We start from the raw sequence: 14,466 nt of genomic DNA on the forward strand, positions 1-14,466 counted from the left end.
CACACTCGACGTAAAAAACACGTTATTTCTCAATCGATTCGCTCGCCCCGGTGCTACGGGCAGGAGCAACGATCAAGGCCAAGCCGACGCCTGGCCGAAAGCCAAATCAATCAGTTCAGCTTAACGATCCAACTCAGCGGCATGATTCGCATCAACACCGCCATCAGGCGCCACGGCCACCTTGGAACATAGGCGATCGCCGGCTCACGCTCAATGGCGCAGACCATTGCCAGACAGCCTGTTTCCTCATCCACCTCGAAGGGCAGCTTCTTTGCGCCGGCGTTCAGTTCGGTACGGATATAGCCGGGGAAAATGGTGGTAACGCGGATCGGCGTTGCCAGCAATTCAGCACGGATGCCTTCGGTCAGGCTTGCCAGGGCCGCCTTGCTGGCAGCGTAGGTGGTCAGGTGCCTGGGCAGGCCGCGAATGGCACTCATTGAGGAAATGGTCACCAAATGGCCGGCGTTCTGCTGGCGGAAGATTTCCACTGCAGCCTCACACTGCGCCAGCGCCGCGATGAAGTTAGTTTCGGCCGTTTTGCGATTTGTCTCGAAATGACCGGTCCCTATACGGCGTCCCTCACCTACGCCGGCGTTGATGATGATTCGGTCCAACTGGCCGAAGACCCGCTGGAAGTCTCCAAACACCGAGAAGACCTCGTCATGGTCGTTCACGTCCAGGGCGCGCAGCTCAACCCTGACACGGTGCTGCCCGGCCAGTTCGTCTCTCAACGTTTCGAGCCGCTCGGTACGCCGCGCGCACAAGGCAAGATCGTAGCCGAGTGTTGCAAAGCCTCGAGCCATGCCTGCACCAAGGCCAGAGCTGGCGCCTGTGATAAGGATGCTTTTACGGCCTGGTCCCTTGTTGTTCATGCCTGCAGATGCCTTACAAATAACGGATCAGATGAAAACTCGGCTCGTGAAATAGAGGCCGGAACGGCGGATGATCGCTCGGCATCGCCAGTCAAGGTAGTTCACCATCAGCCAGTAATGCCTGAACGCCGGATTGTGGGTTTGGCGGTGGTGGTAGCGGTAGTAAATCTGCTGAGCAATGCAGGACAGGCGGAACAGTCCGAACATCTCGTAAACGCCCAGTTGTCGCATGACAGGCCAACCTGCTTGAGGTAGTAGGCCACCGCTTCCTGACGGCTGAGCATGCCAAGAATATTCTCGGCTGCCGGCGTGACGCACGCATCAGCCGATTGTGATCGGCTTGTATCCAGTAGGCGAGCATGCTCCCCAGATCCATCAGCGGATCGCTAACGGTCGCCAGTTCCCAGTCCAGCACACCGATGATGCGGGTGGGATCCTGCGGATCCAGGATTAGGTTGTCGAAGCGCCAGTCGTTATGGATGACACAGCTGCCCCGGTCGGCTGGGGTATTGCGCTTGAGCCATTCACGGACCTTTCGTAGCTGGGCACATTCCAGGTGCGCGCGGCCTCGTAGCGCTGGTCCCAGCCGTCCACCTGACGCTGACAATAGCCCGGACCTTTGCCGACGCTTGCCAGCCCTGCTGACGCCGGTTCCGAGCCGATGCAGAGCGGCCATGGCGTCCAGCATGTTCAGGCAAAGCGTGCGCGCACTCGCTGCATCGAGCTGCAGCGAACGGGGCATCTCAGCCCAGGAAATGCGGAGCTCGTCGCTGCGAAACGCCCGCCAGAAGCCGATCAGCATCAGGGCACGATCGCGCCAACAGCGCCCAAACCGTGGCCAGTCGTCCTCGGCACGGGCTTGCTCCCCGTTTCGCTCTAACGACAACACGCACTGCTCAAGCTGGCGTAACTGTATCGGTACAGCCTGCTTTTGTTGGCGTGGATGCGGTGTCCGAATGCCCTTGAGAATCTGGCGGACCAGCGGGGTCTTGGTCGGATCAGAGAAGCCCTGGCTGACATGCCACTGCGCCACAAGTTGCCACGCTATTGAGCGACAGGCTTATTAGCCTCAGTCCAACGGCCGCTTTTGGCCGAAAGCGGTCTTTTGAAAGCGGCACCATTTAGCGCCCAAGCTAGACGCTCCTGAGTCACCGAAAGCCCCTGCAGCGGGTACTATCTCCCGCCCACACACTTGGAGGTAGATAATGTTCATCCCGCAGGCTTCAGATTGGGAAGCATCCATCGTCGCGGCCATCACTGAAGAACTGGATCAGCTTAAGTATCTGATCGAGGACGAAAGTGGCTCGACGGAGAGAGGCGACATCCATGCGCAAATCAGCCGGGTTTGCGGCCTGACCGATCTCGCGCAGAACGATGCAGTTCCTTTCGCCGCGTCGGCAAGGCTTCAGATCCGAGAATTGAATGAGACGGCGATGGGGATGATTCGAAATACGCTCGATCTCACTCCGGTAAGTGATGAGCGTCTACAGAGTCTTGAGCGCGAGGCTGCACAGGGGCTTTTTGATGCAATTGCGCTCAATATCCCCCACTTAGCGCAAGGCGAGGCGAGGAAATACGCGATTGCCCTGTCGACCAATGCTTTCGAGGAACTGCGAGAGTACATGGGTGAACATCCCGATTTCGAGATGATGGAGCAGTTGGTGCTTGTGCAAGACTACCGGGTGATGAAGCTGGCGGGAGACAATCGCTAAATCGCGGCTTTGTATCGGTGCCGAGTATCAGCAAAGAAACCCCGAACCGTCGGTCTCTTGTCGCAGCGCTTTACTCTAGGTCGATACTAGGCAAGGCGTATCACAGCAGCCCCAGGCGCTCCCAGGAGCCAGTCGCGCTATTTTCTCTTGGGCTGCGTAGCTTGCTCGGAGCAGGCTGCTCTTAGGCAATGATGCTGCTGCTTTCGGATCAAGGCAGCTGCCTACGTTCAAGCGTCCGAGGGTGACCAATAGGGAAGCGGCGACGCGCCAGGCTTATCAAGGATAATCGCCACGCTCTGCTGGGCTCGTGTGACCGCTACATAGAAGTCAGCTGCTGACAGTGGTACGAGGTACTCACCCTTGCTGATGAATTTGCCAATTGGGTCGGTGGGATAGATAAGCACTCGGTTGAAGGTTCGCCCCTTCGACACACCAAAATTCATGTAATCAAGATCGAATTCTCTGCCCGACCTGATGCTGTTGCGAAGGCACTGAGGTTGGAATGTATCGACGTACTGACTGACGTGCTCCTTCCTCACTAGAAAGACCCCGTCGTGCGCCGTGGCCTCGTGATTCTCGGAGGTTGTTTCTGGGAACTCCCAGGTTGGCTCGAAAATAGTGTCGGAGAATCTGGCGATCGCCTGGCAGCACCTCCAGGTGATGGAGCTGTAGGTGATCTCTAGGCGACCTGCCTCCTGCTGCCCTCTGAACCAACCAAGTGATTTGGAGTAGGCAAAAGCCTTCTTCATCCTGCTGTGTGGGTTTGTGGAAAAGACCGCTTGGCGTGTGTCCCCCACGAGCCGGATCTCTATGCGCGTACCAAATAGTGCCTCCAAGATGCTCCAGTCGTACCCTGACAAATCCTGCACCTCGTCGATCAGAATCTCGTCGTACAAACACTCAAGACGATGAATCAAAGCACCGTCGCTTTTACCTATCAGTTCATGGGATAGGCGGGCAATTTCCTTTGCGTAGACCTTGCTCGCAGAGTCGAAGAAGCGCCCCACCCCAGAGGCGTATCTCCCCGGATCACCATCGAAGTTGAACCCCATACAACGCTTTCCGGGGAAAACAAAAGGCACGAACGGTTTGACGAAGTGGCTTGCACGCGCGCTTTAATGGTCATAAAAGCTGGGATAGGATACCCAGCAGCGCTGCATACTCTTTTTACTTCTTTCCAGACTTTCGCCACGCGTGTTCCAGGGCCAGTCCACTCACCACATATGACGTTATCGATAATCGACTCGACACGGGGGTCAAGCTGTCGACATCCAACCGGCCTCCCTGACTTTTCACTTAAATAACATCTAGCCCCCATGCTTTCATCGAATTTCCTAATCAATACATATGCTCTGCTTGAGCTAACTCTCAATTTTTTAGACAGCCTAGTAATATTCTCACTCGTTCTGTCTCCGCTGAGATACTCTCTTATTGCCTCAAAGCGAAACTTTGCTAGGCGCCATTTTTTTTCATCAACTTCAGAAATATCCGCAGGCACACTTTCATTTTGATAAGACACGGATGAAATCACTGCTAACTCACCGACAGGCACGGACAGATACCTATTCTCAGCCTCTATGTAGACCTGCACCAAGTCCGGACCTAAGGACGCTTCATATTTACAAATTTTTCCGTCCCATAGGACACCTTGCCCTTTATTCAAAATTTTCATAAAAATCTACACAGTAATGCTCTCTGCCGATTTACGTTAACAACAGTAAATCAAGCACAACTCACATTAAATGCAATAAATATCCAGAGGCTGGATGAAATTTAGCTTTACGCAAAATATTTATTTAATAAAAACAAAGGCTTAAGATTTCTTGAGATTACCTAAAATCGACATCTGATTGATTTCACCGTTTCAACCTCACTTCCGTTCAACCCACCCACCATACGAAAACACTGATGCTCAGGAACGAAACCACCGTGGCGGCGACCAGCCCTGCGGCGCAGCGTTGTTCCAGCCCGTAGCGTGCACCGAAGATTGGATAGATGCTCATCATCGGCGCTGCGGCCATCAGGACGCCGGCGACCTTCAGCACGGGGTCCGATATGGGCAGCAAGCTGAAGCACAGCAAGACCAGCAACGGATGCAGGATCAGCTTGCCGATCAGCAATTGCCCGACGTCGAGCACCATGCCGCCGGGTTTGACGCCATTCAGGCTCGCGCCTATCACGAACAGCGCAACTGGGGCCGACGCCTGGGCCAGCATTTCGATGACGCGCATGATGAATGGCGGCGGCTGGACCTCCAGCGTCGCCATCGACAACGCCAGTACGATTGCGATCAATACGGGATGGCGAACCAAATTGCGTAACGTGCCCAACAAGGCGACGCCCACGCTGGCGCCGTTTTGCCGGCCGAGCTCGGCGAGCGTCAAGGCCAGCGGGATCATCACCGCATTCTCGATCATCATGCCCAGCGCCAACGCCACAGCTGCTGGCGTCCCGACCACCAGCACCACGATCGGATAACCGACGAAACCGCTGTTCGACACGGACATGCCCAGGCCCATCAGTGCGCTGCCGCTGAGGCTATCCTTGCGCACGAGCCGTGCAAACGCGTAGCCCAGCGCGAATATCGCCAGGGAACCGAGCCCATAGCCGATCAGGTAGTTCCAGTGAATGACCTCGGCCAGTGGCCGCTCAAGCAGCGCTCGGATGACCAGCGCCGGCAATGCCAGCGTGATGACGAAGCGCCCCATTCCGGCAACCTGATCTCGGGACACCAGCCCCATCCGGTTGGACAGGAACCCAATGGCGATGAGGATGAAAATGGGCGTGGTGATGGCGAGTATGGCAAGCATCGGTGGGTTCTTGAGCGAATGGGTATGCGTGTGGGCACGCGCTGTCACACAGCATACGTGACGCTCGGCAGCGCTAGACCGCCGTTTTCGGCTGTTTCGCCTCGGGTTCGCATTCTGTGTGGGATTGTCGACGCGCTGCGCCGCGTCTCCAGCGTTGTAGCCGTTCGCACCAGGCCAACGGCCGCTTCGCTCCGTGCGCTTGCCGCCAGGCCTCGGCTACGGCGACGCTGGCTTCGGCAAGTGTCGGGTTGATGTGGACCACCCGATGCAGCTTGTTCAGCCCAAGCTTGTGCTTCATCGCAACGACCAGCACGGCCAGTGCTTCATTGGCGCCATCGCCGAGGAAGGTCGCGCCGAGGATGCGGTCCCGCCCGTGTTCGGTCAGTACCTTGACGAAGCCGCGATTGCCCGCCGTCAGATGGGCTGTGGCCATGCTTTCGAGTGGGATCAACGTGACTTCGTATTCCTGCTCGGCAGCTTGCGCTTGCGCCTCGGTGAGGCCGACCATGCCGACTTCTGGAGAGGTATACGCGGCGCAAGGCAGTACTCTGTCGCTGACCGCCACGCGACGCAGCCCGGAAAACAAGGCATTGGTCGTAGCGTAACCGGCGCGGTGCGCGGCCTCGTGCGTCGAGGTATCCGGCGCCGAGACGGCTCCGACCGCGAAGATGTTGGGAAAACGCGTGGCCTGATATTCGTCAACCTCGAGGCTTTTATCGTCTCGGGTGCCGAGCTTGAGTGCTTCGAGACCTAGATGGTCCAGGGCGGGCTGGCGCCCGAGCGCGACCAACACGCGGTCGAACTCGGCCGATTCGGAGTAGCCATCCGGTGCAGTGCAGACGAGCCGGTGCGCCTCCCCTGCTCTTTCGAACCGCTCAGGCCGATGTTTTGGCAGCAGGCGAACGCCGTCGGCGCTGAGCGCGTCGCCGATGGCCCGGCGGGCCTCGGGTTCGTAACTGCCCAGCACTTCTTCATCATCGAACACCATCGTCACCTGGCAGCCCAGGCGCTGCATCGCCTGCGCCAGTTCGCAGGCGTTGGCGTTGCTGCCCAGAACCAGCAAGCGGTCCGGGCGCTCGTTCAGATTCCAGAGGTTCTCTGATGTCAGCGGCTCGACCTCGTCGATGCCCGGTATGGGCGGCAGGAACGCGTGGCTGCCGGTCGCGAGCACCATGGCGCGCGCGCTGATGCTGCGTTGACCGACGTCCACCGTCCAGGGCGAGGTCAGGTGCGCGTCGCCTTCGATGACCTCGACACCCATCTTCTCGTAAGCGTCCTTCGTCACTCGCGCCTGGGCATCGGCAAGGGTTTGCCGGACTTGCTGCATCACTTTAGCGAAGTCCACCTCCGGGCATTGGCCCGCGCCGAGGGTGTCGCCCCGGCGCAGCGCGTGGGTCATGTTGGCTGCACGCATCAGCGCTCGCGCTGGAACGCTGCCGCTGTGCAACGCCGCGCCGCCGAGCTGGCCGCGCTCGACCAGCGCCACCCGTGCTTTGAATGACGCAGCTTTGCGTGCCGCGGCCAGCCCGCCACTGCCGCCGCCAATCACCAACAGGTTGTAGTCGAACGACTTGGGCTTACTCCAGCCACGGAACGCTTTGCGCGCCTTGTACAGCGTGAGCAGGCGCGTTGCAGCAAGCGGAAACACGGCAAGCAGCACCAGGGTGCCGATCATGCTTGGCGAAAGAATGTCGGAGATCTCGCGGATGCGCGACAACTGCAGCCCGGCGTTCACGTAGACGAGGTTGCCCGGCAGCATCCCGGCCTGCGTCGTCCACCAAAACGTCCAGATGCCGACTCGCGTCAGACCCAACGCCGGGTTGAGCAATACGAATGGCACGATCGGAATCAGGCGCAGCGAGAACAGGTAGAAGGCGCCGTCGCGCTCAAGCCCGCGATTGATGCTCATGACCTGCTTGGCGAATCGTCGCTGCACCCAATCACGCAAGAGAAAACGGCTGATCAGCATGGCGATCAGTGCGCCGAGGTTGCTGGCGAAGGAAACCAGCAGCGTGCCCTCGCCTAACCCGAACAGCGCGCCCGCGAGGATCGTAAGTACCACGGTGCCCGGGAACGACAGCACCGTCAGCGCGACGTAGGCGAAGAAGAATACGCCTGCCGCCCACAGCGGATGCGCATGGACTTGGTCCCGAAGCGCCCCGCTCCGTGACTGGATTGTTTCCAGCGTGAGGTACTGGCTCAGGTCGAAGTAGAAGAAACAGATCGCCGCGACGATCAGCGTCAAAACAATCAGGATTCGCGTCAGTTTCATGCTCGCCCTCTCCACCGGCAGACACAGACAGCCCGGCGCTGCGACACGGCGCAGGCGGCTAAGGAGGCGATTCGATAAGGGTTGGTCAATCTATGGCTCTCATCGGGGTGCCTAGGTTCGAACCTGGGCAGGCCCAAGCGTTCCGGGCGACCCGATGATCCGTGCGCCTTCCCGGCCATCACCCTGGCTGAACGATGAGACGCAGCGGACCTCTACACCAGTGCGACAGCGGCGTCAGCCCTGTACAACTTATTGGAGCAACCACTTCCGGCGAGCGGACCGCCATCATCAGACCGGAGGTTTCATGCAATCGGACGATCATCTTCCCTCTCGCCGGAAACTACTCATTCAGGGCGCGGCAGCGACCCTTGCGGCAGGCGTCGCCGCGCCGATTTTCGCCCAGTCTTCTAATAGTGCAGCGCCCGCGCCGAATACCCCTGCCCCGCTACGCGACCCGACCGAACGCTACAAACAGCCGCCGTTCGAGGCGCAGAAGCAGCCATGGCCCGGGCTTGCTCGCGATATGGAGCCGCGGCCGGATCATGGTGAGGACAGTTATCAGGGCAGTAACCGTCTGGCCGGGCGCAAGGCGCTCATTACAGGCGGTGACTCCGGGATTGGTCGCGCTGCCGCCATCGCCTTCGCCCGCGAAGGTGCGGATGTGGCCATCAACTATTTGCCCGATGAAGAACCGGATGCGCAGGCCGTCGTTGAGCTGATTCGCAAAGCCGGCCGCAATGCCGTGGCGCTGCCCGGTGATATCCGCGACGAAGCGTTCTGCCGCAGCTTGGTCGAAAAGGCAGTGGAGCAACTCGGCGGGCTGGACATCCTCGTCAATAACGCTGCGCGCCAGCAGAGCCATCCGTCGATACTCGACATCACCACCGAGCAATTCGACTGGACAGTCAAAACCAACCTGTACGCCATGTTCTGGATCACCAAGGCTGCGGTGCCGCACATGCCACCGGGCTCGTCGATCATCAACACCTCATCGGTGACGACTTACGATCCGCCAGTCAACCTGTTGGATTACTCGATGACCAAGGCAGCCATTGTGAATTTCAGCAAAGGATTGGCGAAGCAACTCATCGAGAAAGGGATTCGCGTGAATGCTGTCGCTCCAGGGCCGTTCTGGACACCGCTGCAGGTCAGCGGCGGTCAGACGATGGAGAATCTCAAAACCTTTGGTAAGGACACCCCTCTGGGCCGGCCCGGACAGCCCGCCGAGATCGCTCCTTTGTACGTACTGCTTGCCTCGACCGAAGCCAGCTATGTCACCGGCCAGGTATATGGCGCAACCGGTGGCAACGGCCAACCCTAGCTGAAGGCCAGTGCAGCGGCGATAAGCCGACATACTCGCCGCTGCATTTCGGGTTGCCTTTCGCCTCGACGCTCCACGATGGCTGCCGCATCATGTCCGCCGGTTACGGCTTAGGTAACAATCGATGGACATGTTGAATGCGATGCGGATGTTCGTTCGAGTCGTCGATGCCGGCAGTTTTACCGCTGCCGCCCGACTGGCAGAGACGTCGACGGCGCAGGTATCGCGGCTCGTCTCCGAGCTTGAGAACGAACTACAGGCCCGGCTGCTTCAGCGGACCACACGTCGCCTGGCGCTCACTCAGGCGGGTGATAGCTACCTGGCTCATTGCCGCGCCATTCTGGAGCACGTCGAGCAGGCGCGCGTCGAAGCGAGCGGCGCGCACAAAGTTCCGCGTGGCCGCTTGCGCGTGCATTCGACCATTGGCCTCGGAATCCAGCTGCTGGCGACCTTCGCCGGGCGCTACAACCAGATCTACCCGGATGTGCATATCGAGTTGATGCTGTCCCAGCGTCAGCCCGACCTGCTGGAGGACAATCTCGACGTCGTCATCACCCTGTCACGCCAGTTGCCGGATTCCGATCTCGTCGCCCAGCGCCTCGGCACGGTGCACCATGTCGTTTGCGCCTCGCCTGGCTATCTGCAGCAACAGGGGGTGCCGCGCACTCCGGCCGAGCTGGGCCGACATCGCTGCCTGCGGCTGGCCGACCCGGTATTTGCCGACAGTTGGACGTTCATGCAGGGGGATGGCGAGCAGATCATTCATCCCGGCGAGTCGTTCACGGTCAATGTGGCCGAGGCGATGAGCAGCGCTGCCGAGGCCGGGATGGGCATTTGCCTGCTACCGGACTACGTCGCCGCCCCGGCGTTGCAACGCGGCACGTTGCGTCGCCTGCTGCCGGGTTACCGCGTTCAGGAGAAGAGCATCCATGCGCTCTACCCATCGCGGCGTTTTCTCGATGCCAAGGTGGCTACCTGGCTGGGCTTCCTGCGTGATGAATTGCCCAAGGCGCTTCGCGGCTTCCACGAGTCCATCGAAGACCCCGTGCATTGGGCGTGATGATTGTTGCGCGTTAAGTAAAGGTTCCTCTCGCTGAGACGTGTTTTTCCGTCCTGGCGGCTCCCCTACTCTGCACATCGTGACTTGCATCGTCGTGCTCGGTTGCTCCTTCCGGCACGGCGCCTGTCCCCTTCGGCTGCCGCCTGCCGGCAGCCCGTTTTAATTCCCCAGCGCGCCGATGTGCCGCTTGTTCACTTGTCGAGGTCAACGATGAAAAATCTGTTCTGGATTGCCGGACTGTCCCTGCTCGCCCAACTGGCACAGGCTGAACCTCAGGTCGAGCCCTACCACTACGGCGACAAGCTCGACGTCGCCAAGCTGGTCTCCATGGATGTGCCACACGGCGGCTGCGAAATCGTGACGGCTACCATGACGTACCTGGATTCTCAGGGCGAAGTGCATAAGGTCAGCTACCTGCGCCAAGGTCCGGATTGCCACGATCACTAAGCTCCTAGTTTTTTTTCATCCCGAGTTGTTCGCGCATCTGCGCGGTGATGCGCTGGCGAGCATCGGGTAACGCGGCCCAGGGGTCGTCCTCGCCCAGCTCTTCCAGGCGCGGTATCAGGTTGCGGATTGTCCAGAGGTTGGCACCCTTTAAGTCAGCCAACTCGTCCCGATGTATCGGCACCGAAACGCCCAGCCCTTCCCTTGCTCGCACCGAGTACGGCGCAACCGTGCTGGCGCCTTGGCCGTTGCGCAGATAGTCGATGAAGATGCGCCCGACGCGGTTCTTCGGCCCGCTAACCGCTGAGAAATGCTGCGGCATGAGCTTGGCCATGTATTGCGCAATCGCCTGGCTGAACGCCTTCACCTCGCTCCAGCCGTGCACGGGCTCGAGCGGCACCACGACGTGCAACCCCTTGCCGCCGCTGGTCTTCAGAAACGACTGCAGGCCGATTTCATCGAGCAGTGTTTGAGTGAGTTGCGTCGCTTCGATCATGCGTTTCCAGGGCAGCGACGGGTCCGGGTCGAGGTCGAGGACGAAGCGATCCGGGTGGTCGAGGGCTGGTGCCACGGCGTTCCAGACGTGCAGTTCGATGGTCCCCATCTGCGCTGCGCCTACCAGTGCTTCGGCACTTTCGATGGTCATCAGCGCGGCATGCTCCGGGTAGAGCGAAGGGTCCAGCTGATTGATGTACGGAATGCTGAGCTTCTCAGCATGCTTCTGGAAGAACAGCTCACCGGCGATCCCTTCTGGAGCGCGTACCAGGGCCAAGGGGCGCTGATGCAGCTGCGGCAGCGCCCAGGGTGCGACCTCGGCGTAATAGCGCACCAACTCCATCTTGGTCGCTCCGATCGAGGCGTCGATCACGCGCTCGGGGTTCGAGATTCTGAGCGCTCCCGTAGTCTTATTGGCCGTCTTGCCTGACGTGCTTTTGCGTGGGGCCTTGGCGGCCTTTTCATGGGTGATGGCCTTGGCGGGTTTGTCGCTGCGTAGCCCATGAAAGACCGAATGCCGGACCACGCCCTGGCGCGTCATCTCCGCGTAGGCCACTTCGCACATCAGCTCCGGCTTCAGCCAATGCGCGCCGCGCACGTCAGCGGCGGGCGGGGCCTTGTGCAGTGGATGCTTGTCGATCTCAAGCGGCTCGAGCTTCGCATGCAGGCTTTTCAACGTCGCCTGATTGAAGCCAGTGCCGACCTTGCCGGCGTAATGGAGTTTGCCCTGATCATCATGCAGGCCGAGCAGCAGCGCACCGAACCCACTGCGCGTGCCCTTGGGGTCGGTATAGCCGACGATGACGAACTCCTGTCGATTCTTGCATTTGATCTTGATCCAGCTGCTGCTGCGGCGGGACACGTAGCCGCTGCCGGCACGCTTGGCGATCAGTCCTTCCAGGCGCATCTGGCACGCACTTTCGAGCATGCTTTCCGGGTCTTCGCTGAAGTCGGCGGAAAAGCGCAGCAGGTCGCTTTCAGCCGATTCCAGTAGTGCGGCAAGTGCGGCCCGGCGTTCCTCGAGCGGTACGTCGCGCAGGTCGTGGCCGTTGAGGTAGGGAACATCGAACAGGTAGTAGACGATTTGCCCGCTGCGGCCAGCCTCGAACGCATTCTGCAAAGCCTGGAAATCGGGCGCGCCGTCATCGTCTAGCACGACCACTTCCCCATCGAGCCAGGCCGATTCAAGCCCAAGCCCCGCCAGCGCCTCGGCTTGCTGGGGCATCTTGCCCGTCCAGTCATGGCCGTTACGGGTGAACAGCTGCACCTTGCCCGAATCGATGCGAGCCATGATGCGGTAGCCGTCGAACTTGATTTCGTAGCGCCAGTCGCCGTCGGGCACTGTCTCGACGAGCGTCGCCAATTGCGGCTTGAGCTGCTCGGGCAATGCAGCCCGCTTGGCACCGGTGAGTGCCGTTTCAGTGCTCTCCTGACGGCGCCGTGGCGCAGGCTTCTTGACCGCTTTCGGCGCCTCGCGTTGGACGGCCTTGCCGCGCTTACGCGGGATCAACGTTCGGTCGCTGAGTACACTGTCGGGTAGTTCATGAACGATGTCGTATTCGGCTTCAGGGCGCGCGGCCTCGTCGTTGGACTTGATGAGGAACCACTGCTCCTTGCCCCCATCCATGCGGGTGCGGACCAGGTTCCAACTGCCGCTGAGCTTTTCACCGTCAAGGCTGAACTTGAGCTTGCCCTTGCGATAGCCCTCCTCCGGATCGCCTTCGGGCGTCCAGACGCCGCGATCCCAGACGATCACATCACCCGCGCCGTAATGCCCGGCCGGTATCGTGCCTTCGAAGGTTGCGTACTCCAGCGGGTGGTCTTCGACGTGCACCGCCAGGCGCCGGGACTTGGGGTCGAGTGACGGGCCCTTGGGCACCGCCCAGCTTTTCAAGGTGCCGTCGAGTTCGAGGCGAAAGTCATAGTGCAGACGCGTAGCGTCGTGCTTCTGAATGCAGTACTGCAGCGCCCCCCGCTTGCGGCGTTTCAGCTGCCCCTCACCGCCGGGCTCAGGTGTGGCGGCGAAGTCGCGCTTGCGGTTGTATTCGTCGAGAGCCATGCCAGCGCTCCGAATGCCTATTCCAGCTCGCCCGGGTCCGACGCATTGTCCGTCGGGCCGCCATGGCTGGAATGGCGCCCGGGCTGGACGGAAGGATCGTCCGCGGACTCATTGACGTCGGCGTCGCTGCCCTTGAGCGTCTTCACCGGCTTGCCGTCTTCGGTCACCGTGCGCCCCTGGCTGTCCTGGCGTGTTTCCACTTCCTGCTGCGGTGTGGGATTGCCCATCGGGCTGGGGCGCGCGCCCCGCTCCGATTCAGGCGTACCGGCCGGCCATTGAGCGAAAGCTGAACTGCACAAGCCTATGAGCGCGACGACTGCGATCGTTTTTTTCATTGGATTTTCTCCATGCCGGAATCGAATCGGCCTGTGCGTGACGGACAAATTTGGTTTGTAAAACTAAAGACTTGGCGGACAGGTGACCCTTCGGCATCAGGAGACATGCCGGCCACACCCACTCCGGGGGTATTTACAACGAGACAGAGCCTGCTAGCGTTCATCTTTGCCAGGTACGCAACGCGGCAATGGCAAGCGCAGCGGCACTCATAGCCAGGGGAGGAAAAGCCATGTCATCACGTCTACCTTTGTTGACAATCGAGAACATCCTTCGCGATGAGCTGCATCCCTTCCGTTGTGATTGCCAGGTCCAAGACGAAAGCCGGGTGACCGTCCGGCTCTATGACGAACACGATGACGTCGAACAACTGACCGTCTTCGGCATCACCGATGAGCAATGCCAGAACGCCGATGACCTCGTCCGGTTGGCGCAGGAGCTGCGCTTCGAGCTTCACGCAACGCGCAGCGCCATGACTGCCGCCGTGCCAGAGAAGGTGGCCGGCGGCTAGCCCCGTCTTTCCTCAGCGTTTGGCCTCGGTGTGCGGCGTCTCGGCGCGGGTCAGGTAGGCCTGCGTCAGCTGCGCCAGGTGGCTACGCATCCACTCCGCCATGGCGACCTCTTCGCCAAGAATCCGGGTGCAGATGTCCTTGGTCTCCGTATCACCCACCGCTTCGGCCGCAGCGATCAGGATTTCGTACGAGGCGATTTCCAGATTCTCGAACACGTAGCCCATCTGCGCGCCCTTGACGATTTCGTCGTTGACCATCATTCCGCCCATGGCCTGCCCCATCGCCATCATCTTGCCGCCCAAGTCCTTGAAGCCTGAATAGGACTTGTCGTAACGCTGCAGGCAGCTTTCGATCAGCTTGGACTGGTTCTGGGTTTCCTGAATATGCTGCTCGATACGGGCTTTGAGCTCTGGATAGTGCTCGATGCGGCTGGCCTGCTTGTTGAGCATCGTCTCGGCCTGGGCTTCCATTGCGTGGGCATCACGCAGCCATTCGATCAGGCGTTCGATACGGACGTCGTTTCCGGTTTGTGCGCTTTGCATGGTTCGTCTCCCAGTGGTTGAAGCAATCGGGCCA

General features: G+C 60.1%; 13 protein-coding genes and 1 pseudogene. 5 read left to right on the forward strand and 9 right to left on the reverse strand.

All coding sequences use genetic code 11. The annotated features are described in order from the left end of the window. Nucleotides 1–110: 110 nt before the first annotated feature. From M1D78_RS10875 to M1D78_RS10885, 3 genes and pseudogenes are all read right to left on the reverse strand, one after another. Entirely contained in the window at nucleotides 111–872 is a 762-nt protein-coding gene (locus M1D78_RS10875; protein WP_437419250.1) for an SDR family oxidoreductase, read from the reverse strand. A gap of 27 nt (nucleotides 873–899) precedes the next feature. Beyond that, nucleotides 900–1,103 (reverse strand): hypothetical protein, encoded by a 204-nt coding sequence (locus M1D78_RS10880; RefSeq protein WP_437420394.1) that lies wholly within the window; start codon nucleotides 1,101–1,103, stop codon nucleotides 900–902. A gap of 148 nt (nucleotides 1,104–1,251) precedes the next feature. Then, nucleotides 1,252–1,674 (reverse strand): annotated as a pseudogene (locus tag M1D78_RS10885) (phosphotransferase); the annotation flags it as partial. A gap of 403 nt (nucleotides 1,675–2,077) precedes the next feature. Here M1D78_RS10885 and M1D78_RS10890 point away from each other — a divergent pair. Continuing rightward, nucleotides 2,078–2,584, forward strand: coding sequence for a hypothetical protein (locus M1D78_RS10890; protein ID WP_437419249.1), 507 nt, complete (start codon nucleotides 2,078–2,080; stop codon nucleotides 2,582–2,584). A gap of 227 nt (nucleotides 2,585–2,811) precedes the next feature. Here M1D78_RS10890 and M1D78_RS10895 read toward each other — a convergent pair whose 3' ends face one another. The 3 genes from M1D78_RS10895 to M1D78_RS10905 form a co-directional block, all read right to left on the reverse strand. Further along, a complete protein-coding gene (locus M1D78_RS10895) occupies nucleotides 2,812–3,636 on the reverse strand; it encodes a UvrD-helicase domain-containing protein (RefSeq protein WP_437419248.1) in 825 nt (274 codons plus the stop codon). A gap of 828 nt (nucleotides 3,637–4,464) precedes the next feature. After that, entirely contained in the window at nucleotides 4,465–5,394 is a 930-nt protein-coding gene (locus M1D78_RS10900) for an AEC family transporter (protein ID WP_437419247.1), read from the reverse strand. A 73-nt stretch (nucleotides 5,395–5,467) separates the two neighbouring features. Continuing rightward, nucleotides 5,468–7,666 carry an FAD-dependent oxidoreductase gene (locus tag M1D78_RS10905; RefSeq protein ID WP_437419246.1) on the reverse strand — a complete coding sequence of 733 codons (2,199 nt, stop codon included), beginning with the start codon at nucleotides 7,664–7,666 and terminating at the stop codon, nucleotides 5,468–5,470. 304 nt (nucleotides 7,667–7,970) lie between these two features. Between M1D78_RS10905 and M1D78_RS10910 the strand changes: the two genes are divergently transcribed. The 3 genes from M1D78_RS10910 to M1D78_RS10920 all read left to right on the forward strand — a co-directional run bounded on the left by M1D78_RS10910 (nucleotide 7,971) and on the right by M1D78_RS10920 (nucleotide 10,494). Further along, on the forward strand, nucleotides 7,971–8,987 hold the full coding sequence (locus M1D78_RS10910; RefSeq protein WP_437419245.1) for an SDR family oxidoreductase: 1,017 nt from the start codon (nucleotides 7,971–7,973) through the stop codon (nucleotides 8,985–8,987). Nucleotides 8,988–9,111: 124 nt separating this feature from the next. Next, nucleotides 9,112–10,047, forward strand: coding sequence for a LysR family transcriptional regulator (locus M1D78_RS10915; protein WP_437419244.1), 936 nt, complete (start codon nucleotides 9,112–9,114; stop codon nucleotides 10,045–10,047). Nucleotides 10,048–10,257: 210 nt separating this feature from the next. Then, entirely contained in the window at nucleotides 10,258–10,494 is a 237-nt protein-coding gene (locus M1D78_RS10920; protein WP_437419243.1) for a DUF2790 domain-containing protein, read from the forward strand. A gap of 4 nt (nucleotides 10,495–10,498) precedes the next feature. On the opposite strand, the gene ligD is transcribed toward M1D78_RS10920, so the two are convergent. Together ligD and M1D78_RS10930 are read right to left on the reverse strand one after the other, a co-directional pair. Next, the gene (ligD, locus tag M1D78_RS10925; RefSeq protein ID WP_437419242.1) at nucleotides 10,499–13,045 is read right to left on the reverse strand and encodes a DNA ligase D; all 2,547 of its coding nucleotides are present in this window, start codon (nucleotides 13,043–13,045) and stop codon (nucleotides 10,499–10,501) included. Between the two features lie 17 nt (nucleotides 13,046–13,062). Continuing rightward, a complete protein-coding gene (locus M1D78_RS10930) occupies nucleotides 13,063–13,380 on the reverse strand; it encodes a hypothetical protein (RefSeq protein ID WP_437419241.1) in 318 nt (105 codons plus the stop codon). A gap of 230 nt (nucleotides 13,381–13,610) precedes the next feature. Here M1D78_RS10930 and M1D78_RS10935 point away from each other — a divergent pair, with 230 nt between their 5' ends. Then, on the forward strand, nucleotides 13,611–13,889 hold the full coding sequence (locus tag M1D78_RS10935) for a DUF1652 domain-containing protein (RefSeq protein ID WP_437419240.1): 279 nt from the start codon (nucleotides 13,611–13,613) through the stop codon (nucleotides 13,887–13,889). A 12-nt stretch (nucleotides 13,890–13,901) separates the two neighbouring features. On the opposite strand, the gene M1D78_RS10940 is transcribed toward M1D78_RS10935, so the two are convergent. Next, nucleotides 13,902–14,432: a ferritin-like domain-containing protein gene (locus M1D78_RS10940; RefSeq protein ID WP_437419239.1), complete on the reverse strand. Its 531-nt coding sequence runs from the start codon at nucleotides 14,430–14,432 to the stop codon at nucleotides 13,902–13,904. Nucleotides 14,433–14,466: the final 34 nt, after the last annotated feature.

The sequence above is a fragment of the Pseudomonas sp. SA195 genome (assembly GCF_054131565.1).

Excerpts from the sequence above, each read along its gene's own strand:
- M1D78_RS10875 (WP_437419250.1), bottom strand. The coding sequence starts at position 872 with ATGAACAACAAGGGACCAGGCCGTAAAAGCATCCTTATCACAGGCGCC.
- M1D78_RS10880 (WP_437420394.1), bottom strand. The coding sequence starts at position 1,103 with ATGCGACAACTGGGCGTTTACGAGATGTTCGGACTGTTCCGCCTGTCC.
- M1D78_RS10890 (WP_437419249.1), top strand. The coding sequence starts at position 2,078 with ATGTTCATCCCGCAGGCTTCAGATTGGGAAGCATCCATCGTCGCGGCC.
- M1D78_RS10895 (WP_437419248.1), bottom strand. The coding sequence starts at position 3,636 with ATGGGGTTCAACTTCGATGGTGATCCGGGGAGATACGCCTCTGGGGTG.
- M1D78_RS10900 (WP_437419247.1), bottom strand. The coding sequence starts at position 5,394 with ATGCTTGCCATACTCGCCATCACCACGCCCATTTTCATCCTCATCGCC.
- M1D78_RS10905 (WP_437419246.1), bottom strand. The coding sequence starts at position 7,666 with ATGAAACTGACGCGAATCCTGATTGTTTTGACGCTGATCGTCGCGGCG.
- M1D78_RS10910 (WP_437419245.1), top strand. The coding sequence starts at position 7,971 with ATGCAATCGGACGATCATCTTCCCTCTCGCCGGAAACTACTCATTCAG.
- M1D78_RS10915 (WP_437419244.1), top strand. The coding sequence starts at position 9,112 with ATGGACATGTTGAATGCGATGCGGATGTTCGTTCGAGTCGTCGATGCC.
- M1D78_RS10920 (WP_437419243.1), top strand. The coding sequence starts at position 10,258 with ATGAAAAATCTGTTCTGGATTGCCGGACTGTCCCTGCTCGCCCAACTG.
- ligD (WP_437419242.1), bottom strand. The coding sequence starts at position 13,045 with ATGGCTCTCGACGAATACAACCGCAAGCGCGACTTCGCCGCCACACCT.
- M1D78_RS10930 (WP_437419241.1), bottom strand. The coding sequence starts at position 13,380 with ATGAAAAAAACGATCGCAGTCGTCGCGCTCATAGGCTTGTGCAGTTCA.
- M1D78_RS10935 (WP_437419240.1), top strand. The coding sequence starts at position 13,611 with ATGTCATCACGTCTACCTTTGTTGACAATCGAGAACATCCTTCGCGAT.
- M1D78_RS10940 (WP_437419239.1), bottom strand. The coding sequence starts at position 14,432 with ATGCAAAGCGCACAAACCGGAAACGACGTCCGTATCGAACGCCTGATC.